General features: G+C 71.7%; 20 protein-coding genes. 8 read left to right on the top strand and 12 right to left on the bottom strand.

Annotated features, from left to right (window positions below; translation table 11 throughout):
* Positions 1-60: 60 nt before the first annotated feature.
* The 4 genes from ACIQFX_RS15095 to ACIQFX_RS15080 form a co-directional block, all read right to left on the bottom strand.
* A complete protein-coding gene (locus tag ACIQFX_RS15095) occupies positions 61-579 on the bottom strand; it encodes a SixA phosphatase family protein (protein WP_402462780.1) in 519 nt (172 codons plus the stop codon).
* Between the two features lie 35 nt (positions 580-614).
* Positions 615-818 carry a hypothetical protein gene (locus tag ACIQFX_RS15090; protein ID WP_402462777.1) on the bottom strand — a complete coding sequence of 68 codons (204 nt, stop codon included), beginning with the start codon at positions 816-818 and terminating at the stop codon, positions 615-617.
* Between the two features lie 228 nt (positions 819-1,046).
* Positions 1,047-1,163, bottom strand: coding sequence for an SGM_5486 family transporter-associated protein (locus ACIQFX_RS15085; RefSeq protein ID WP_367828203.1), 117 nt, complete (start codon positions 1,161-1,163; stop codon positions 1,047-1,049).
* A 17-nt stretch (positions 1,164-1,180) separates the two neighbouring features.
* Positions 1,181-2,533 carry a CynX/NimT family MFS transporter gene (locus ACIQFX_RS15080; RefSeq protein WP_402462774.1) on the bottom strand — a complete coding sequence of 451 codons (1,353 nt, stop codon included), beginning with the start codon at positions 2,531-2,533 and terminating at the stop codon, positions 1,181-1,183.
* A gap of 63 nt (positions 2,534-2,596) precedes the next feature.
* On the opposite strand from ACIQFX_RS15080, the gene ACIQFX_RS15075 reads away from it, so the two are divergent.
* Positions 2,597-3,298 carry a FadR/GntR family transcriptional regulator gene (locus tag ACIQFX_RS15075; RefSeq protein WP_402462771.1) on the top strand — a complete coding sequence of 234 codons (702 nt, stop codon included), beginning with the start codon at positions 2,597-2,599 and terminating at the stop codon, positions 3,296-3,298.
* Here ACIQFX_RS15075 and ACIQFX_RS15070 read toward each other — a convergent pair.
* From ACIQFX_RS15070 to fabG, 3 genes are all read right to left on the bottom strand, one after another.
* On the bottom strand, positions 3,246-3,653 hold the full coding sequence (locus ACIQFX_RS15070) for a hypothetical protein (protein WP_402462768.1): 408 nt from the start codon (positions 3,651-3,653) through the stop codon (positions 3,246-3,248). The two genes, ACIQFX_RS15075 and ACIQFX_RS15070, sit on opposite strands and share 53 nt — an antisense overlap.
* Before the next feature lie 173 nt (positions 3,654-3,826).
* On the bottom strand, positions 3,827-4,603 hold the full coding sequence (fabI, locus tag ACIQFX_RS15065) for an enoyl-ACP reductase FabI (protein WP_402462766.1): 777 nt from the start codon (positions 4,601-4,603) through the stop codon (positions 3,827-3,829).
* Between the two features lie 5 nt (positions 4,604-4,608).
* The gene (gene fabG, locus ACIQFX_RS15060; protein ID WP_376488679.1) at positions 4,609-5,325 is read right to left on the bottom strand and encodes a 3-oxoacyl-[acyl-carrier-protein] reductase; all 717 of its coding nucleotides are present in this window, start codon (positions 5,323-5,325) and stop codon (positions 4,609-4,611) included.
* Positions 5,326-5,553: 228 nt separating this feature from the next.
* On the opposite strand from fabG, the gene ACIQFX_RS15055 reads away from it, so the two are divergent.
* The 3 genes from ACIQFX_RS15055 (at position 5,554) to tyrS (ending at position 9,877) form a co-directional block, all read left to right on the top strand.
* The gene (locus tag ACIQFX_RS15055) at positions 5,554-7,077 is read left to right on the top strand and encodes a TldD/PmbA family protein (RefSeq protein WP_402462763.1); all 1,524 of its coding nucleotides are present in this window, start codon (positions 5,554-5,556) and stop codon (positions 7,075-7,077) included.
* An 82-nt stretch (positions 7,078-7,159) separates the two neighbouring features.
* Positions 7,160-8,551: a metallopeptidase TldD-related protein gene (locus tag ACIQFX_RS15050; protein WP_402462760.1), complete on the top strand. Its 1,392-nt coding sequence runs from the start codon at positions 7,160-7,162 to the stop codon at positions 8,549-8,551.
* Between the two features lie 51 nt (positions 8,552-8,602).
* Positions 8,603-9,877 (top strand): tyrosine--tRNA ligase, encoded by a 1,275-nt coding sequence (tyrS, locus tag ACIQFX_RS15045; protein WP_402462757.1) that lies wholly within the window; start codon positions 8,603-8,605, stop codon positions 9,875-9,877.
* 73 nt (positions 9,878-9,950) lie between these two features.
* Here tyrS and ACIQFX_RS15040 read toward each other — a convergent pair whose 3' ends face one another.
* A complete protein-coding gene (locus ACIQFX_RS15040; protein WP_367828212.1) occupies positions 9,951-10,226 on the bottom strand; it encodes a GlsB/YeaQ/YmgE family stress response membrane protein in 276 nt (91 codons plus the stop codon).
* Between the two features lie 169 nt (positions 10,227-10,395).
* Here ACIQFX_RS15040 and ACIQFX_RS15035 point away from each other — a divergent pair, with 169 nt between their 5' ends.
* Both ACIQFX_RS15035 and ACIQFX_RS15030 read left to right on the top strand, forming a co-directional pair.
* On the top strand, positions 10,396-10,740 hold the full coding sequence (locus ACIQFX_RS15035; RefSeq protein ID WP_402462754.1) for a DUF3099 domain-containing protein: 345 nt from the start codon (positions 10,396-10,398) through the stop codon (positions 10,738-10,740).
* Between the two features lie 125 nt (positions 10,741-10,865).
* A complete protein-coding gene (locus ACIQFX_RS15030) occupies positions 10,866-11,141 on the top strand; it encodes a hypothetical protein (protein ID WP_402462751.1) in 276 nt (91 codons plus the stop codon).
* Here the strand turns inward: ACIQFX_RS15030 and moaA are convergent.
* From moaA to ACIQFX_RS15015, 3 genes are all read right to left on the bottom strand, one after another.
* Positions 11,124-12,113, bottom strand: coding sequence for a GTP 3',8-cyclase MoaA (gene moaA, locus ACIQFX_RS15025; RefSeq protein ID WP_402462748.1), 990 nt, complete (start codon positions 12,111-12,113; stop codon positions 11,124-11,126). The genes ACIQFX_RS15030 and moaA overlap by 18 nt on opposite strands.
* Positions 12,114-12,264: 151 nt before the next feature.
* Entirely contained in the window at positions 12,265-13,890 is a 1,626-nt protein-coding gene (locus ACIQFX_RS15020; RefSeq protein ID WP_402462744.1) for a cation acetate symporter, read from the bottom strand.
* Positions 13,887-14,261 carry a DUF485 domain-containing protein gene (locus ACIQFX_RS15015; protein ID WP_402462741.1) on the bottom strand — a complete coding sequence of 125 codons (375 nt, stop codon included), beginning with the start codon at positions 14,259-14,261 and terminating at the stop codon, positions 13,887-13,889. Before ACIQFX_RS15015 ends, ACIQFX_RS15020 begins: the two co-directional genes overlap by 4 nt.
* Before the next feature lie 274 nt (positions 14,262-14,535).
* Here ACIQFX_RS15015 and ACIQFX_RS15010 point away from each other — a divergent pair, with 274 nt between their 5' ends.
* Positions 14,536-16,071 (top strand): S8 family peptidase, encoded by a 1,536-nt coding sequence (locus tag ACIQFX_RS15010; RefSeq protein WP_402462738.1) that lies wholly within the window; start codon positions 14,536-14,538, stop codon positions 16,069-16,071.
* An 84-nt stretch (positions 16,072-16,155) separates the two neighbouring features.
* Positions 16,156-17,454, top strand: a complete 1,299-nt coding sequence (locus tag ACIQFX_RS15005) for a CoA transferase (protein ID WP_402462735.1) — start codon at positions 16,156-16,158, stop codon at positions 17,452-17,454.
* Between the two features lie 216 nt (positions 17,455-17,670).
* On the opposite strand, the gene ACIQFX_RS15000 is transcribed toward ACIQFX_RS15005, so the two are convergent.
* Positions 17,671-18,714 (bottom strand): zinc-dependent alcohol dehydrogenase family protein, encoded by a 1,044-nt coding sequence (locus ACIQFX_RS15000; protein ID WP_402462732.1) that lies wholly within the window; start codon positions 18,712-18,714, stop codon positions 17,671-17,673.
* Between the last annotated feature and the right edge of the window lie 13 nt (positions 18,715-18,727).

The following is an 18,727-nucleotide window of genomic DNA, read 5'->3' as shown; positions in this document are numbered from 1 at the left end:
AGGAGGGCCCGGTCGTCGTGGGACGGCCGGGCCCTCCTCCGTACGGGCGGAGCGTGCGGGTCAGGCGTGCGGGGCCCAGAAGGCGACGAGGCGGCCGACGCCGTGCTCCACGGACTTCCAGGAGCCGTCGAAGGTGAGGACGGCGAAGGCGGAGGTCGGGAAGCCGCTGCGGTTCATGCGGGCCAGGGCGTCGCCCTCGGCCTCGCCCGCGAGGGCGTCGGCGAGCGCGTGCATGCCGGGGTTGTGGCCGATGACCAGGAGGTCGGACACCTCGTCCGAGGTCTCGTTGAGGAGGGCGATGAGCTCGCCGAGCGAAGCCTCGTACAGCCGGTCCTCGTACACGGTCCTGGGTCGCTGCGGCAGTTCCGGTACGGCGAGCTTCCAGGTCTCGCGCGTCCTGGCGGCGGTGGAGCAGAGGGCCAGGTCGAAGGGGATGCCGGTCTCGGAGAGGCGGCGACCCGCCACGGGGGCGTCCTTGCGGCCCCGTTCGGCGAGGGGGCGCTCGTGGTCGGACTCGTCGTTCCAGTCTGCCTTCGCGTGGCGGAGGAGCACGATCCTGCGGGGTGTATCGACGCTCATGGTCAACAGCTTCGCACGAAACGGGTCGCGGCGGCTCAGAGAGAGAGCGTTTGCTGGAGGTGGTCGATGACCCTGCCGACCCCCGGGTCACCCGTGGTCGCCCGGGCCTCACCCGAACCCGCTATCAGCAGCAGGAGGGCGACGAAGGCGGCCACCGGCAGGGCGAGGGCCCACCAGGGCAGCCGGGTGTCGACACCGGCCGTCGTGGTCCTGACGCGGGGGTGTGTGGGGGCCGACATGGCCGCCTCCGTAGGTGAGATCGCGTGCTTGCGCTGATGTCTCCAACGTACGGAGCGCGGGACCTCCGGCCCATCCGGTGATCCACCCACTTCACCCTGACACTCACCCCCTAGGGGATGCGGGGGCTACCCCCACCCCGCGGCGGCCTCACGACCGGCGCGCGGCGGCGGGTGCGGGCCCACGCGAGGCGATGGGCGCGGGCCCACGCCCTGTGGCGGGCGACGGGCTCACGGCGAGAAGGCGGAGGCGATGACGGCGATCACGACCGTGATGCCGAGCATCGCGCCGAGCACGACGAGCAGCTTCTTCTGGCCGTTCGGGGGGTTGGGTTCGAGGACTGGCATGGGACCAGTCTCGCATCTCAGCATTCGTCCTCGACGGTCCGGTCCCGTCCCGCCAGGGAACCGATGATCATCTGCGGCACCATCAGCCCGCCCATGAGCGCGATCGGCAGGCCCCAGCCGCCGCTGTGCTGGTAGAGCACGCCGACGAGGAGGGGGCCGGGGATGGAGATCAGGTAGCCGACGCTCTGCGCGAAGGCGGAGAGCCGGACGACGCCGGCGCCGGTGCGCGAGCGCATGCCGATCATCGTGAGGGCGAGCGGGAAGGAGCAGTTGGAGACGCCGAGGAGCACCGCCCAGACCCAGGCGCCCGCGGCGGGGGCGAAGAAGAGGCCGGTGTAGCCGGCGAGGCCGCACAGGCCGAGCGCGACGACGATCGGGCCCTGGTTCCTCATCCGGGTGGCGAGCCGGGGGATGACGAAGGCGAGCGGGACGCCCATGACCATCGTGACGGCGAGGAGGACGCCCGCGGTCGAGGCGGGGACGCCGGCGTCGCGGAAGATCTGCGGCATCCAGCCCATGGTGATGTAGGCGCCGGTGGCCTGGAGGCCGAAGAAGCAGCCGAGGGCCCAGGCGGTGCGGCTGCGGGCGACGCGCGGCGGCGCGGCGGCCTCGGCCGGGGCGGCGCCCCGCTCCCCCGTACCGCCGGCGGCTCCGTCGCGGGCGCGGTCGCGGAGGAGCGGCATCCAGGGCAGGACGGCGAGGGCGGCGAGGGCGGCCCAGACGCCGAGGCCCAGGCGCCAGTCCCCTCCGAGGGCGTCGGTCATCGGGACGGTGGCGGCCGCGGCGACGGAGGTGCCGAGGGCCAGGGCCATGGAGTAGAGGCCGGTCATGCTGCCGACGCGGTCGGGGAAGTACCGCTTGACGATGACGGGCATCAGGACGTTGCTGACGGCGATGCCCATGAGCGCGAGGGCGCTGGCGGCGAGGAAGCCGGCGGTGCCGGTGGCGAAGGGCCGGAGGACGAGGCCGGTGAAGATCGCGGCCATGCCCGCGCAGACGACGGCGGCGGGGCCGAAGCGGCGGGCGAGGCGCGGGGCGGTGATGCCGAAGACCGCGAAGCAGAGCGGCGGGACCGAGGTCAGGACGCCGGCGACGCTGCCGCTCATGTGGAGGCCGTCGCTGACGTCCTGGAGGAGGGCGCCGAAGCTGGTGATGGCCGGGCGCAGGTTGAGCGCGGCCAGGACGAGTCCGACGGTGACGAGGGCGAGGGCCCAGCGGGGGCCGGGGGCGGCCGCCGGGAGCACCGGGGGCGTGCCGCGCCCGTGGGGCCGGGCCGGCGCGATGGGGTCCGCGGCGGTGACGGTCGTTCCGGTCGGGGTCGTGAGGGCCGGTGGTGCGGCGGGGTCGAGGGTCTTCGGCTCGTCAGGCATGGGGCCATCATAGAATCATGGGATGATTGGTTGTCCAATCTCGAACGAACAGGAAGGTGCTCCATGGCCCTCGGTCACCCCCGGCGCGCAGGACTCTCCGATCAGGTGATCGCCGAGCTGCGGAACCAGATCACCTCCGGCGAGTGGCCGGTGGGTTCGCGCATCCCGACCGAACCCGAGCTGGTCGAGCAGTTGGGCGTGGCCCGCAACACGGTCCGCGAGGCCGTCCGGGCGCTCGCCCACAACGGGCTGCTCGACATCCGCCAGGGCTCCGGGACGTACGTCATCGCCACCAGCGAACTGGCCGGGGTGATGCACCGGCGCTTCGCCGGCTCCGACCCCCGGCACGTCGCCGAGCTGCGCTCGACGCTCGAGTCCGCCGCGGCCCGGTTCGCCGCCGAGCGGCGCACGGAGCGGGACCTGAAGCAGCTCGACACCCTGCTCGAACGGCGCGAGCAGGCATGGGAGTCCGGGGACGCGGAACGGTTCGTGACGGTCGACGCGGCCTTCCACCACGCGGTCGTCGCCGCCTCGGGCAACGAGGTGCTCACCGAGCTCTACGCGGACCTGGGCGATCTGCTGCGGGACTGGCTGCGCGACGACGTCGGGCAGGAGCTGCGGCCGGAGAACCACATGGATCACGGGCGCCTGGTGGACGCGATCCGGGACGGCGACGCCGACCGGGCCGGCACGGAGGCGGCCGGCTACCCCTTCATGTGCCTGAAGAGCCCCGAGCCGGAGCAGGGTCCGCCGGCTGGTGCGTGACCCAGGCCGACCGGACCTCCTTCCAGCAGCGGCCGGTCAGCTTGGCGTGGTCGGCGGGGCCGACCTCCACGGGGGCGCTGTCGGAGTCGACGTCCCACCAGCGGTCGCACTCGACGTGCAGCCGGACGCTGTCGGTGCGGGGGTACGGGTTCCGGCAGTGGGCGGTGACGCGGGAGCCCTGGACGACGGTGCGACAGGAGGCCTCGAAGACCTCCGGCTCCCCCGCCCCGGGGGCGGCGGCGGGACCCTCCTCGGCCGGGGCGGGCGCGGTGCGCACCTCGTCGGCGACGGCTATCCCGGTGAGCAGAACGGCGACGGTGGCGAACGCGCCGAACCCGTGACGTATCGCGCGCATGCCCGCACCTCCTCCCCATCAGCAGCAGGAGCATTACGCTCTGCCCCAGTCTGGGGTGATTCGTTCGACTTTTCGAGTCGTGCAGGGGTTGCGGAACGACGAGGGCCGTGTGTCCGCCTCCGGGAGGCGGGCACACGGCCCTCGGTGCTGCTCGTGCCGTTCTCGGGGAGCCGTCAGGCGCCGATCGCGTGCAGGCCGCCGTCGACGTGGACGATCTCGCCCGTCGTCTTCGGGAACCAGTCGGAGAGCAGCGCCACGACACCGCGGCCGGCCGGCTCGGGGTCGGAGAGGTTCCACTCCAGCGGGGAGCGGCTGTCCCAGACGGCGGCCAGCTCGCTGAAGCCCGGGATGGACTTGGCGGCCATCGAGCCGATCGGGCCGGCCGAGATCAGGTTGCAGCGGATGTTCTGCTTGCCCAGGTCGCGCGCCATGTAGCGGCTGGTGGCCTCCAGGGCGGCCTTGGCCGGGCCCATCCAGTCGTACTGCGGCCAGGCGTACTGCGCGTCGAAGGTGAGGCCGACGACGGAGCCGCCCTCGGTCATCAGCGGCAGCAGCGCCGTCGTCAGCGACTTCAGCGAGAAGGCGGAGACGTGCATGGCCGTGGCGACGGACTCGAACGGCGTGTTGAGGAAGTTGCCGCCGAGCGCGTCCTGCGGGGCGAAGCCGATCGAGTGCACGATGCCGTCGAGACGGTCGCCGAGCTGCTCGCGGACCTGGCCCTCCAGGCGCGCGAGGTGCTCGTCGTTGGAGACGTCGAGCTCCAGGACCTTCACGTTCTCGGGCTTGGGGAGCTTCTTGGCGATGCGCTCGGTCAGCGACGGACGCGGCCACGCGGTGAGGATGATCTCCGCACCCTGCTCCTGGGCCAGCTTCGCGGTGTGGAAGGCGATGGAGGACTCCATCAGCACACCGGTGATCAGGATGCGCTTGCCCTCGAGAATTCCGCTCATGGTGATCAGTGACCCATGCCCAATCCGCCGTCAACCGGGATGACGGCTCCAGTGATGTACGAGGCGTCGTCGGAGGCGAGGAACTTCACCGCGGCGGCGATCTCCTCCGGCTGCGCGTAGCGGCCCAGCGGAACCTGGGACACGATGCCCGCACGCTGCTCGTCGGTGAGCACCGCGGTCATGTCGGTGTCGACGAAACCGGGGGCGACGACGTTGAAGGTGAGGTTGCGCGAGCCCAGCTCACGCGCGAGGGAGCGGGCGAAACCGACCAGGCCGGCCTTGGAGGCGGCGTAGTTGGCCTGGCCCGCGGAGCCCAGCAGACCGACGACCGACGAGATCAGGACGACGCGGCCCTTCTTGGCGCGCAGCATCCCGCGGTTGGCCCGCTTGACGACCCGGAAGGTGCCGGTGAGGTTGGTGTCGAGGACGGACGTGAAGTCCTCCTCCGACATCCGCATGAGGAGCTGGTCCTTGGTCACGCCGGCGTTGGCCACGAGGACCTCGACCGGGCCGTGCTTCTCCTCGATCTCCTTGTAGGCCTGGTCGACCTGCTCGGAGTCGGTGATGTCGCACTTGACGGCCAGCAGACCGGCCTTCTCCAGTTCAGCGGGATCGCCGGAGCGGTACGTGATCGCGACCTTGTCGCCGGCCTCGACGAACGCGCGGGCGATGGCGAGGCCGATGCCCCGGTTTCCTCCGGTGACGAGAACCGAGCGGCTCAACGGATCACCCTTTCGATAGCGGTCTGAACACCGAAAACCTATCGGGCCGGTGCGCCATACAGAGAATCGGGCCCCGACAGTGCAGTGAGGCCCACCCTGTCGGGTCCCTACAGACCGCCTGGTCGGCACACCACGAAACGGCGGGTTCGTGTCCGGGAAACGTGTGGCAGCCCATGAGGAAGGGCCCGCATGATTCACTGCGGACACAACTCGAGAAGGGGATACTTCGTGGCCCATCAGGTCGATCAGACGTTTCTGGCGCTGCCGTTGCGGGCGCTCGCGGACGCGGCGCTCGCACGGGCGCGGGCGCTGGGCGCCGAGCACGCGGACTTCCGGCTGGAGCGGGTGCGAAGCGCCTCGTGGCGCCTGCGGGACGCCAAGCCGTCCGGATCGTCGGACACCACGGACCTCGGCTACGCGGTGCGGGTGGTGCACGGCGGGGCCTGGGGCTTCGCGTCCGGGGTGGACCTGACCATGGACGGGGCCGCGCGGGTGGCCTCGCAGGCGGTCGCCATGGCCAAGCTGTCGGCGAAGGTGATCGCGGCGGCGGGCTCGGACGAGCGCGTGGAGCTGGCCGAGGAGCCGGTGCACGAGGAGCGCACCTGGGTCTCCTCGTACGAGGTCGACCCGTTCTCCGTCCCCGCCGAGGAGAAGAGCGCGCTGCTCGCCGACTGGAGCGCACGGCTGCTGCGGGCGGACGGCGTGGCGCACGTGGACGCGTCGCTGCTGACCGTCCACGAGAACAAGTTCTACGCGGACACGGCCGGCACGGTCACCACCCAGCAGCGCGTCCGGCTGCACCCGCAGCTGACGGCGGTCGCCGTCGACGAGACGACCGGCGAGTTCGACTCGATGCGGACGATCGCGCCGCCGGTCGGGCGCGGCTGGGAGTACCTGACCGGGACCGGCTGGGACTGGGACAAGGAGCTCGACGAGATCCCGGGGCTGCTCGCCGAGAAGATGCGGGCGTCGAGCGTCGAGGCGGGCCGCTACGACCTGGTCGTCGACCCGTCGAACCTCTGGCTGACGATCCACGAGTCCATCGGGCACGCCACCGAGCTGGACCGGGCCCTCGGTTACGAGGCCGCATACGCGGGCACCTCCTTCGCCACCTTCGACCAGCTGGGCAAGCTGGCGTACGGCTCCTCGATCATGAACGTGACGGGTGACCGGACCGCCGAGCACGGCCTCGCGACCATCGGGTACGACGACGAGGGCGTCGAGGCGCAGTCCTGGGACCTGGTGAAGGACGGCACGCTCGTCGGCTACCAGCTCGACCGGCGGATCGCGAAGCTGACGGGCCTCGGCCGCTCCAACGGCTGCGCGTTCGCGGACTCCCCCGCGCACGTGCCGGTGCAGCGGATGGCGAACGTCTCCCTCCAGCCGGACCCGGGCGGTCTGTCGACCGAGGACCTGATCGGCGGGGTGGAGCGCGGCATCTACGTGGTCGGCGACCGGTCCTGGTCGATCGACATGCAGCGCTACAACTTCCAGTTCACCGGCCAGCGCTTCTTCCGCATCGAGAACGGCCGCCTCGCCGGTCAGCTGCGGGACGTGGCCTACCAGGCGACGACCACCGACTTCTGGGGCTCGATGGAGCAGGTCGGCGGCCCGCAGACGTACGTCCTCGGCGGCGCCTTCAACTGCGGCAAGGCCCAGCCGGGCCAGGTCGCCGCCGTCTCGCACGGCTGCCCCTCCGCCCTCTTCCGGGGCGTCAACATCCTGAACACGACGCAGGAGGCCGGTCGATGAGCGCGCACCACCAGATTTGCCGGGGGTCCGGGGGGCGCCTCCCGGGCCAGCACAGTCTGAACACGACGCAGGAGGCCGGTCGATGAGCCGCGTCAGCAAGCCGTACGAGATCGTCGAGCGGGCACTCGAGCTGTCCCGCGCGGACGGGTGTGTCGTGATCGCCGACGAGGAGTCGTCGGCGAACCTGCGGTGGGCGGGGAACGCGCTCACCACCAACGGGGTGACCCGGGGCCGGACGCTGACGGTGATCGCGACCGTGGGCGGCGCGCAGGGCACGGCCTCCGGTGTCGTGTCGCGGTCGGCGGTGACGGCCGACGACCTGGAGCCGCTGGTGCGGGCCGCCGAGGCCGCCGCCCGCGCCGCCGGGCCCGCCGAGGACGCGCAGCCGCTGGTGGAGGGCGTGCCGGCGTCGCCGGACTTCACGGACGCGCCGGCGGAGACGTCCTCCGCGGTCTTCGCGGACTTCGCGCCCGCGCTGGGCGAGGCCTTCGCCCGGGCGAGGGCCGGTGGCCGTGAGCTGTACGGCTTCGCCAACCACGAGCTGACCTCCACCTACGTGGGTACGTCGACGGGGCTGCGGCTCCGCCACGACCAGCCCAACGGGACGCTGGAGCTGAACGCGAAGTCGCCGGACCGCTCGCGGTCCGCGTGGGCCGGCCGCTCGACGCGGGACTTCAAGGACGTCGACCCGGGCGCGCTCGACGCGGAGCTGGCGACCCGCCTGGGCTGGGCGGAGCGGCGGATCGAGCTGCCCGCCGGGCGGTACGAGACGCTGCTGCCGCCGACGGCCGTGGCCGACCTGATGATCTACCAGCTGTGGTCGTCCGCGGCCCGGGACGCGGTGGAGGGCCGTACGGTCTTCTCCAAGCCCGGCGGCGGCACCCGGCTCGGCGAGACGCTCTCCCCGCTGCCTCTGACGCTGCGCAGCGACCCGAACGAGCCGGGCCTGGAGTCCGCGCCGTTCGTGATCGCGCACTCCTCCGGCGACGACTCCTCCGTCTTCGACAACGGTCTGCCCGTCGGGCCGATCGACTGGATGAAGGCCGGCGCCCTGGCGCACCTGATCACCACCCGGCACACCGCGGGCCTCACCTCTCTGCCCGTGGCGCCGGGAGCGGGGAACCTGATCCTGGACGGCGGCGGTGAGCGCTCCCTGGAGGAGATGGTCGCCTCGACCGAGCGCGGACTGCTGCTGACCTGCCTCTGGTACATCCGCGAGGTCGACCCGGCGACGCTGCTGCTGACCGGTCTGACCCGGGACGGCGTCTACCTCGTCGAGAACGGCGAGGTGGTCGGCGAGGTGAACAACTTCCGGTTCAACGAGTCGCCGGTGGACCTGCTGTCGCGGGCCTCGGAGGCGGGCCGTACGGAGAAGACGCTGCCGCGCGAGTGGAGCGACTGGTTCACCCGGGCCGCGATGCCGGCGCTACGGGTGCCCGACTTCAACATGAGCTCGGTCAGCAAGGGGGTCTGACCCACCTAGACTGAGTCGTCGACCATCCACAACCTGAGGAGACTGACGATCGTGACGGACATCGTCGACGAGCTGAAGTGGCGCGGGCTCTTCGCCCAGTCCACCGACGAGGACGCACTGCGCAAGGCTCTCGCGGACGGTCCCGTCACGTTCTATTGCGGTTTCGACCCGACCGCGGCCAGTCTCCACGTCGGCCACCTGGTCCAGGTGCTCACCGTGCGCCGGCTCCAGCAGGCCGGGCACCGGCCGCTGGCGCTGGTCGGCGGGGCCACCGGGCAGATCGGCGACCCGCGGCCGACGGCCGAGCGCACCCTGAACGACCCCGAGACGGTCGCGAACTGGGTGAACCGGCTGCGTTCGCAGATCGAGCCGTTCCTCTCCTTCGAGGGAGAGAACGCGGCGGTCATGGTGAACAACCTGGACTGGACCGCCGGCCTGTCGGCGATCGAGTTCCTGCGGGACATCGGCAAGCACTTCCGGGTCAACAAGATGCTGACCAAGGACTCCGTGGCCCGGCGCCTGGAGTCCGAGCAGGGCATCAGCTACACGGAGTTCAGCTACCAGCTGCTCCAGGGCATGGACTTCCTGGAGCTGTACCGCCGCTACGGCTGCACGCTCCAGCAGGGCGGCTCGGACCAGTGGGGCAACCTGGTGGCCGGGCTCGACCTGATCCACCGCCTGGAGCCGGGCGCGCAGGCGCACGCGCTGGCGACCCCGCTGATGGTCAAGGCGGACGGCACCAAGTTCGGCAAGACCGAGGGCGGGGCCGTCTGGCTGGACCCGGAGATGACGACGCCGTACGCGTTCTACCAGTTCTGGCTGAACGTGGACGACCGGGACATCTCGACGTACATGCGGATCCTGTCCTTCAAGTCCCGTGAGGAACTGGAGGAGCTGGAGGCGCAGACCGCCGAGCGGCCGCAGGCGCGGGCCGCCCAGCGGGCGCTGGCCGAGGAGCTCACCACGCTGGTGCACGGGGCGGACCAGTGCGCGGCCGTCATCAACGCCTCCAAGGCGCTGTTCGGCCAGGGCGAGCTGGCGGACCTCGACGAGGCGACGCTGGCCGCCGCCCTGTCCGAGCTGCCGCACGCGCGGGTGACCGAGCTCGGCCAGGTCGTGGACCTGTTCACCGAGGTGGGCCTCGCGCCGAGCAAGTCGGGCGCGCGGCGCACGGTGAAGGAGGGCGGTGCCTACGTGAACAACGTGAAGGTCACCGCCGAGGACGCCGAGGTGTCGGCGGACGAGCTGCTGCACGGCCGCTGGCTGGTGCTGCGGCGCGGCAAGAAGAACCTGGCGGCGATCGAGTTCGCCGGCGCGGAGGGCTGACCCGCCCGACGCGCACGCCGGAGGCCCGGTGCGGCACCCCCGCGGGTGCCGCACCGGGCCTCCGGTCACAGCACTAGGTGCGCTGCCTGTTGCCCTTCATCGAGGCCCAGAGCATGTCGCCCACTCCGACCACGGCGACGGCGCCGATCAGCTGGAGCAGGTGGCGGGTCCAGTCGATGCCCTTGGTGTCGTTGACGCCGATCCAGGTCGCGACGGCGTTGCCGAGCACGCTGCCCAGAATGCCGAACACGGTCGTCAGCCAGAGCGGGATCTGCTGCTTCCCCGGCAGGATCGCCTTCGCGATCAGGCCGAGGACGAATCCCACGATGATCGCCCACAACCAACTCATCGTCGCCTCCTTGTACCTCTGTGCGCCCAGTCTCGGCCCGTCGGCCGTACGGCGCATGTTGGACAGCGCCATATGTGCCCCGGTCTCGTCGGTGCGGTGGGGCGGGCGTACGGTGGAAAGAGGACCGGACCAGGGAGGGTCCGGCGCGATCAGTGGGTGGTGGACGGCGATGCCGAAGCGTGGCGGGACCGAGGTCTTCCGGATCACGGGGGCGCGACAGGGGCTCGCCGACGACGTGCGGGGGCGGCAGCGGCGCTACGTCATCTCGATGACGGTGCGGACGCTGTCCGTGATCGCCGCGGCGGTGCTGTGGAACGTCGAGCGGCACGTGGCCATCGTGGCCCTCGCCCTGGGCATCCTGCTCCCCTACGTGGCCGTGGTCATCGCCAACGCGGGCCGGGAGTCCACTCCGTCCCTTCCCTCCACCTTCGTACCGACTCCGGTGCGGCCCGCGCTCGGCGAGGCGGAGGCGACCGAGGAGGATGACGCAGAGCGACCGCACGGCCGGAACTGATCACGCACAGCGGTCGGAAAGCTCAAGAAAAGCTCAGATCAATCATGTAGTTCCAGTGCACCACACCCCATGTGCCGTGACATACTTCCTACGCGCTCCGCATCCCCCGTCGGAGCGACGGACCGATGCCGGGCAGCTCCCCCCGTGGCTGCTCGGCATCGCCCTTGCCGGACAATGATCCGGTGAGTGAAGAGAATCCGATCTGTTCCGCCAAGGGCTGCCGTGTCGACGCCGTCTGGGTCCTCGCGTGGAACAACCCCAAGCTGCACACGCCCGAGCGGCGCAAGACCTGGCTCGCGTGCGAGGAGCACCGCGAGCACCTCTCCCAGTTCCTGGGCGTACGGGGCTTCCTGAAGGACGTCGTCCCGCTGGACGACTGGGACTCAGCCTCCGATGGCTGACATCGGGCGGTCGGGCTGGAGGAAGCTCGGGTCGTCGAGGCCGGAGCCGGCCTTCTTGCCCCACATGGCCTTCTTCCAGATCTCCGCGACCGCCTCGTCCGGGGCGTCCGAGCGGAGTGCGGCCCGCAGGTCCGTCTCCTCGGTGGCGAAGAGGCAGGTGCGGACCTGACCGTCGGCGGTGAGCCGGGTCCGGTCGCAGGCCCGGCAGAACGGCCGGGTGACGGAGGCGATGACGCCGACCGTGTGCGGTCCGCCGTCGACGACCCAGCGCTCGGCGGGCGCGGAGCCCCGCTCGTCGGCGCCCTCGGCGGTCAGCGTGAAGCGGGTGCGGAGGGACTCCAGGATGTCACCGGCGGTGATCATGCCGTCGCGCTTCCAGCCGTGCTGGGCGTCGAGGGGCATCTGCTCGATGAAGCGGAGCTCGTATCCCTCGTCCATCGCCCAGGCGAGGAGGTCGGGCGCCTCGTCGGCGTTGAGTCCGGGCATCAGAACGGCGTTGACCTTGACCGGGGTGAGGCCGGCGTCGCGGGCCGCGGCCATGCCGTCGAGGACGTCCTGGTGGCGGTCGCGGCGGGTGAGGGTCTTGAAGACGTCGGGGCGCAGGGTGTCCAGGGAGACGTTGACCCGGTCCAGCCCGGCGGCCTTGAGGGCGCTCGCGGTGCGCTTGAGCCCGATGCCGTTGGTGGTGAGGGACATCCGGGGCCGGGGCTCCAGGGCGGCGCAGCGCTCGACGATCCCGACGAGGCCGGGGCGGAGCAGCGGCTCGCCGCCGGTGAAGCGGACCTCGGTGACGCCGAGGTCGGTGACCGCGATGCGGATCAGCCGGACGATCTCGTCGTCGGTCAGCAGGTCCGGCTTGGCCAGCCACTGGAGGCCCTCTTCGGGCATGCAGTAGGTGCAGCGCAGATTGCAGCGGTCGGTGAGCGAGACGCGCAGGTCGGTGGCCACCCTGCCGTAGGTGTCGATGAGCACTGTGGGCCCCCTCCCCGTCGTGTGGATGCGTGTGGTCCGAGCCTACGTGAGCCCACGGCCGACGAGCAGGGTGGATTGTCACGAGGACCGGGGCGGTCGCGTCGTAGAACTCTACGACGCGACCGCTCGACGACCGCGCACCGTATCCGGATCAGTGCGCTCCGACGCCGGTGAGGGACTTGACCTCCAGCTCCGCGTACTTGCCCTTGTCCGGCTCCTCCTTGGAGAGGATCGAGCCGAGCCAGCCGAGCAGGAAGCCGAGCGGGATGGAGACGAGGCCGGGGTTCTCCAGCGGGAACCAGTAGAAGTCGACCGTCTTGAACATCGACGTGGGCTTGCCGGAGACGACCGGCGAGAACAGCACGAGGACGACGGCGGAGATCAGGCCGCCGTAGATCGACCACAGCGCGCCCTGGGTGGTGAAGCGCTTCCAGAAGAGCGAGTAGAGGATCGTCGGCAGGTTGGCGGAGGCGGCGACCGCGAAGGCGAGGGCGACCAGGCCGGCGACGTTGAGGTCGCGGGCGAGGGCGCCGAGGGCGATGGAGACGATGCCGATGAGGACGGTCGCCCAGCGGGCGGCCCTGACCTCCTCCTGCTCGGTGGCCTGGCCGCGCCGGATGACGTTGGCGTAGATGTCGTGCGCGAACGACGACGAGGAGGCCAGGGTCAGGCCGGCGACGACGGCGAGGATGGTCGCGAAGGCGACGGCGGAGATGACGGCGAGGAGGATCGCGCCGCCGGTGGAACCGGCTCCGCCGCCGATCTCCAGGGCAGCGAGCGGGGCGGCGGTGTTGCCGGCCTTGTTGGAGGCGACGATGTCGCTGTTCTTGAGCAGGGCGGCGGCACCGAAGCCGAGGACGATCGTCATCAGGTAGAAGGCGCCGATGATGCCGATGGCCCAGTTCACGGACTTGCGGGCGGCCTTGGCCGTCGGGACCGTGTAGAAGCGGATCAGGATGTGGGGCAGGCCGGCGGTGCCGAGGACGAGCGCGATGCCGAGCGAGAGGAAGTCCAGCTTGGAGATGGCGGTGGCGCCGTACTTCAGGCCGGGCTCCAGGAAGGCCGGTCCCTTGCCGCTGTTGGTGGCGGCGGCTCCGAGCAGCTCGGAGACGTTGAAGTGGAACTTGAGGAGGATGAGGAAGGTGATCAGGAGGGTGCCCGCGATGAGCAGGACCGCCTTGACCATCTGCACCCAGGTGGTGCCCTTCATGCCGCCGATGGTGACGTACACGATCATCAGGAGGCCGACGAGCGCGACGATCGCGATCTTGCCGCCGTCGCTGGTGATGCCGAGCAGCAGCGAGACGAGGACGCCGGCGCCCGCCATCTGGGCCAGCAGGTAGAAGATCGAGACGACGATGGTCGAGGTGCCCGCGGCGGTGCGGACGGGCCGCTGGCGCATCCGGTAGGCGAGGACGTCGCCCATGGTGAAGCGGCCGGAGTTGCGCAGGGGTTCGGCGACCAGGAGCAGGGCGACGAGCCAGGCGACGAGGAAGCCGATCGAGTAGAGGAAGCCGTCGTAGCCGAAGAGGGCGATGGCGCCGGCGATGCCGAGGAAGGACGCGGCGGACATGTAGTCGCCGGAGATCGCGAGGCCGTTCTGGAAGCCGGTGAACTGGCGTCCGCCGGCGTAGAAGTCGGCGGCGCTGCGGGTCTGGCGGCCGGCCCAGACGGTGATGACGAGGGTGGCGACGACGAAGGCGCCGAAGAGGGCGATGATCAGCGGCCGGTGCTCGGCGGTGGCGTTGTCGGCGGCGAGCAGGACGGGGGTGCTCATGCGTCGCCCTCCATGCGGTGTCGGATGGCCTCGGACCGGGGGTCCAGGCGGTTCGCCGCGTGCCGGGAGTACAGCCAGGCGATGAGGAAGGTGGTGAGGAACTGGCCGAGGCCGAGGACGAGCGCCACGTTGATGTTGCCGAAGACCTTGGTCCCCATGAAGTCGCCGGCGTAGTTGGAGAGCAGGACGTACAGCAGGTACCAGGCGATGAAGGCGAGGGTGAGGGGGAAGGCGAAGGAGCGGTAGGTCCGGCGGAGTTCGCCGAACTCCGCGCCTTGCTGCACCTCGATGAACTCCTCCGTCGTGGGCGACGCGGGACCGTGGTCGGTCTCCGTCCCGTTCCTGGGCGGCGGCGGTGCTTCGGTAGCCACGGAATCTCCTCGTGACGCGGGGGCGGACGGCATGGTCAAGGGGGCCTCACCGGGGGGTGCGGGAACCGGGGCTCCGTGCGGAGCCCCTCCCCTGACCAACGGCACGGAGCCGGATGCGAAGCGGTTCACACGGGGGAATTCCTTGGGCAGATCTTCATGAAGTCTTCTCAACTCATTGAAGGTTCGGGAAGATCAGCGATAGCTTCACTCGTCATGCACCTGCTCACGCGTAAACCCGCGTGCGAGCAGTACATACGGATGATGTGGAGAACCCATGGCTCATCTGGGATCGAGGCGCGGCCGAGCTCTTGCTCTGCCGGTCGGTCTCGCGCTCACGGCCTCGCTCGGCTTCCTTGCCCCCGGCGCCGCCTCCGCCGCGGAACTGAGCGGCGCCACGGCCACCGTGACGGCGAACGGCCCGAAGCTGTCGTACGTCGTCAACGTCGAGGGGGGTCGCTGGACCGCCGCCTCGGTGAAGAAGGCGATAGCCGCCGCCGGCGGCGAGGTGGTCATCTCGTACGACCAGATAGGCGTGATAGTCGTCCACTCGCAGAACCCCGAGTTCGCGAAGACGATCCGTCAGGCGCGCGGCGTGGTGTCGGCCGGCTCGACCCGTACCGCCCCGCTCTCCGTCCAGTCCGACGACTCCGTCGACGAGGGCGCGCAGACGCTGTCCGCGGCCGAGGCCAAGGCCGCCGCCGCCAGCGCCACGGACGGGCAGGACCCGCTGGAGCCCCTGCAGTGGGACCTCCCGGCGATCAAGGCCGACAAGGCCCACCAGCGGACGCTGGGCAGCAAGCGCGTCACCGTCGGCGTCATCGACACGGGTGTCGACGACACCCACCCGGACCTCGCGCCGAACTTCGACGCCGCCGCGTCCGCCAACTGCGTGTCCGGCAAGCCGGACACGACCCCCGGATCGTGGCGCCCCAACCCGGGCGAGAGCGACCACGGCACGCACGTCGCCGGCACGGTCGCCGCCGCCAAGAACGGCATCGGCATCACCGGTGTCGCCCCGGGCGTCAAGGTCTCCGGCATCAAGGTGTCCACCCCGGACGGCTACTTCTACACCGAGGCCGTCGTCTGCGGCTTCGTGTGGGCGGCCGAGCACGGCGTCGACGTCACGAACAACAGCTACTACACCGACCCGTGGATGTTCGCCTGCAAGAACGACGAGGACCAGAAGGCCCTCATCGAGGCGGTCACCCGCGCGAGCCGGTACGCGGAGAAGAAGGGCGCGGTCAACGTCGCCGCGGCCGGCAACTCCAAGTTCGACCTGGCCGCCGACTCGATCGTCGACAACAGCAGCCCGAACGACAGCACTCCGGGCAACCGGGTCATCGACCCGAAGGAGTGCTTCGACTACCCGGCCATGCTGCCGGGCGTCGTGACGGTCTCCGCGACCGGAGCCAAGGGCATCAAGGCGTCCTACTCCAACTACGGTCTCGGCGTCGTCGACATCACCGCCCCCGGCGGTGACCGCACCGAGTACCAGACGCCGGACGCCCCGGCGGTCAACGGCCGCATCCTGTCGACCACGGTCAACGGCGGCTACAACTACAAGGCCGGCACGTCGATGGCCGCGCCGCACGTGGCGGGCGTCCTGGCGCTGCTCAAGTCGACGCACCCCTACGCGAGCCCGGCGGCCCTCAAGGCGCTGATGTACGCGCAGGCCGACGACCTCGCCTGCACCAACCCGTACGACATCGAGGGCGACGGCAAGATCGACGCCGTCTGCGAGGGCGGCAAGAACAAGAACGGCTTCTACGGGGCCGGTCTGCTCGACGCGCTGGACGCCGTCCGCCGCTAGTCGCGGAGGTGCGGTGACGGAGGGCCCCGGTGTGGTGTGCCACACCGGGGCCCTTTGCGTGGCACTGAGTGCCATAGTGCCGTCATGGACAACACAGTGCGTTCCGGTACGGAGTTGCTGTGGTCGGCCCTCGGCGGCGATCCCGCCCTGGTCGACCGCGTGGAGTACGGCGGGACCTCCGGGCTGCTGCCCGCCCGGCTGCCCGTGATGGACCTGGCGCGGGCCTCCGTCGCCGCCTGCTCGCTCGCCGCCGTGGAGCACGCGGGCCTTCCCGGGCCCGTACGGGTGGACGACGGGGCCGTCGCCACCGCCTTCGTGAGCGAGCGCCACCTGCGGGTCGACGGGCGGGCACCGGTGAGTTTCGCGCCCCTGTCGCGGTTCTGGCGGGCCGCCGACGGCTGGGTCCGCACCCACGCCAACTACCCGCACCACAAGGCCTCGCTGCTCGCCGCGCTGGACGCCTCCGACTCCGTCGAGGCCGTCGCGGCGGCGATCGGCGAACGGAAGGCCGTCGAGGTCGAGACGGCGGTGTACGCGGCCGGGGGCCTCGCCGTCGCCCTGCGCACGCCCGACGAGTGGGCCGCGAGCGAGCAGGGCCGCCAGGTGGCGGGCCGGCCGCTGCTGACCCGGGAGCGGCTCGACGACGCCCCGCCCCGGCGCCGTACGGGGCCGCTGCGGGTCCTCGACCTGACCCGGGTCATCGCCGGTCCCGTCGCCACCCGGACGCTCGCGCTGCTCGGCGCGGACGTGCTGCGGATCGACCCGCCGCACCGCCCCGAACTCCCCGACCAGCACGCGGACACGGACGTCGGCAAGCGGACCGCCGCGCTCGACCTGGACCGGCCGTCGGACCGGCGTACCTTCGGCGAACTCCTCGACTCCGCCGACGTCCTGGTCACCGGCTACCGGCCGGGCGCGCTCGACCGGTTCGACCTCCACCGGCCCGGCCTCGTGACCGCCCGGCTCTCCGCCTGGGGCGACTACGGGCCCTGGGGCGAGCGGCGCGGCTTCGACTCCCTCGTCCAGGTCGCCACGGGCATCGCCGCGGTGGAGGGCTCGGCGGCGGAGCCGGGAGCGCTGCCGGCACAGGCCCTGGACCACGGGACGGGGTACCTGCTGGCGGCGGCGGTGCTGCGGGCGCTGACGGAGCAGGACCGGGACGGCGGGACCCGGCTCGTCCGGCTGGCGCTGGCCCAGACGGGCCACTGGCTGACGCACGCGCTCCCGCGGTACGAGCCCGGGCGGTACCTCGGCGAGTCCGAGGGTCCGTTGGGGCGCCTGCGGTACGCGCTGTCCCCGGTGTCCTACGAGGGCGGGCCCGCGGGGTGGTCGCGGGCGCCGGGGCTCGCGGGGGCGGACGCTCCGGAGTGGGTCGGGGCCTGACGGGGGCGGGGCCTGACGGGGGCGGGCCTGCCTCCGGGGTGCGCGGGGGCGGACGCTCCGGAGGGGCTCGGGGCCTGACGGGGGGGCGCGTACGGGCGGAGCGGGGCCGGGACGGTGCCCAGCAACGGACGTGTGCCCACCCGTTCCGCCCTGCGGAACGTTGCCCACACTGGAGGGGTACGACCACGAGGGCCCCATGACGGGGCCCCCTGGGGGTTACGGCTTGATCAGGACCTTGAGGGCGGAGCGGTCGTCCATGGACTTGTAGCCGTGGGGGACGCCGTCGAGGTCGACGGTGAGGTCGAAGACCGGGGAGGGGTCGATGGCGCCGGAGAGGATGTCGGGGAGGAGCTCGGGGATGTAGGCGCGGACGGGGGCGACGCCGCCGCGGAGGGCGATGTTGCGGTCGAACATGACGTCGAGGTCGAGGCCGGTGCCGCTGCCGTGGGGGACGCCGACGTAGCCGATGGAGCTGCCGTCGCGGGCGATGGCGATCGCGGTGCGCATGGACTGCTCGGTGCCGACGGCCTCGATGACGCCGTGGGCGCCCTGGCCGCCGGTGAGTTCGCGGACGGCGGCCTCGGCGGCCTCGCCGCGTTCGGCGACGACGTCGGTGGCGCCGAAGAGGCGGGCGATGTCGGTGCGGGCGGTGTGGCGGCCGAGGGCGATGATCCGCTCGGCGCCGAGGCGCTTGGCGGCGAGGACGCCGCAGAGGCCGACGGCGCCGTCGCCGACGACCGCGACGGTGGAGCCGGGCTTCACCCCGGCGCCGAGGGCGGCGTGGTGGCCGGTGCCCATGACGTCGGAGAGGGCGAGCAGCGCGGTGAGGAGCCGGTCGTCGGAGGCGGCCTCGGCGGGGAGCTTGACGAGGGTGCCGTCGGCGAAGGGGACGCGGACAGCCTCGCCCTGGCCGCCGTCGGAGCCGCCCGAGCCCCAGAAGCCGCCGCGCGGGCAGGAGGTCTGGAGGCCCTCGGCGCAGTAGTCGCAGGTGCCGTCGGACCAGACGAAGGGGGAGACGACGAGGTCGCCGGCGGCGAAGCCGGTGACGTCGGAGCCCGCCGCCTCGACGATGCCGAGGAACTCGTGGCCGATGCGCTGGCCGGGCTGCCGGGGGGACTCGCCGCGGTAGGCCCACAGGTCGCTGCCGCAGATGCAGGCGCGCAGGACGCGCAGGACGACGTCCGTGGAGTCCTGGATCACCGGGTCGGGCACGTCCTCCACGCGCATGTCGAACGGGGCGTGGATGGTGGTGGCGCGCATGCGGGGCGGTCCT

It is taken from the genome of Streptomyces sp. NPDC093089 (assembly GCF_044754405.1).
Classification (GTDB): domain Bacteria; phylum Actinomycetota; class Actinomycetes; order Streptomycetales; family Streptomycetaceae; genus Streptomyces.
This window is presented reverse-complemented; position numbering and strand designations above follow the sequence as displayed.

What these genes read in the sequence shown, in the direction of transcription:
- ACIQFX_RS15050 (WP_402462760.1), top strand. Translation starts at nt 7,160, where the DNA reads ATGAGCCGCGTCAGCAAGCCGTACGAGATCGTCGAGCGGGCACTCGAG.
- ACIQFX_RS15020 (WP_402462744.1), bottom strand. Translation starts at nt 13,890, where the DNA reads ATGAGCACCCCCGTCCTGCTCGCCGCCGACAACGCCACCGCCGAGCAC.
- ACIQFX_RS15070 (WP_402462768.1), bottom strand. Translation starts at nt 3,653, where the DNA reads ATGCGCGCGATACGTCACGGGTTCGGCGCGTTCGCCACCGTCGCCGTT.
- ACIQFX_RS15005 (WP_402462735.1), top strand. Translation starts at nt 16,156, where the DNA reads ATGGACAACACAGTGCGTTCCGGTACGGAGTTGCTGTGGTCGGCCCTC.
- ACIQFX_RS15030 (WP_402462751.1), top strand. Translation starts at nt 10,866, where the DNA reads ATGCCGGGCAGCTCCCCCCGTGGCTGCTCGGCATCGCCCTTGCCGGAC.
- ACIQFX_RS15080 (WP_402462774.1), bottom strand. Translation starts at nt 2,533, where the DNA reads ATGCCTGACGAGCCGAAGACCCTCGACCCCGCCGCACCACCGGCCCTC.
- ACIQFX_RS15090 (WP_402462777.1), bottom strand. Translation starts at nt 818, where the DNA reads ATGTCGGCCCCCACACACCCCCGCGTCAGGACCACGACGGCCGGTGTC.
- ACIQFX_RS15040 (WP_367828212.1), bottom strand. Translation starts at nt 10,226, where the DNA reads ATGAGTTGGTTGTGGGCGATCATCGTGGGATTCGTCCTCGGCCTGATC.
- ACIQFX_RS15095 (WP_402462780.1), bottom strand. Translation starts at nt 579, where the DNA reads ATGAGCGTCGATACACCCCGCAGGATCGTGCTCCTCCGCCACGCGAAG.
- fabI (WP_402462766.1), bottom strand. Translation starts at nt 4,603, where the DNA reads ATGAGCGGAATTCTCGAGGGCAAGCGCATCCTGATCACCGGTGTGCTG.
- ACIQFX_RS15085 (WP_367828203.1), bottom strand. Translation starts at nt 1,163, where the DNA reads ATGCCAGTCCTCGAACCCAACCCCCCGAACGGCCAGAAGAAGCTGCTC.
- ACIQFX_RS15035 (WP_402462754.1), top strand. Translation starts at nt 10,396, where the DNA reads ATGCCGAAGCGTGGCGGGACCGAGGTCTTCCGGATCACGGGGGCGCGA.
- ACIQFX_RS15010 (WP_402462738.1), top strand. Translation starts at nt 14,536, where the DNA reads ATGGCTCATCTGGGATCGAGGCGCGGCCGAGCTCTTGCTCTGCCGGTC.
- ACIQFX_RS15075 (WP_402462771.1), top strand. Translation starts at nt 2,597, where the DNA reads ATGGCCCTCGGTCACCCCCGGCGCGCAGGACTCTCCGATCAGGTGATC.
- ACIQFX_RS15000 (WP_402462732.1), bottom strand. Translation starts at nt 18,714, where the DNA reads ATGCGCGCCACCACCATCCACGCCCCGTTCGACATGCGCGTGGAGGAC.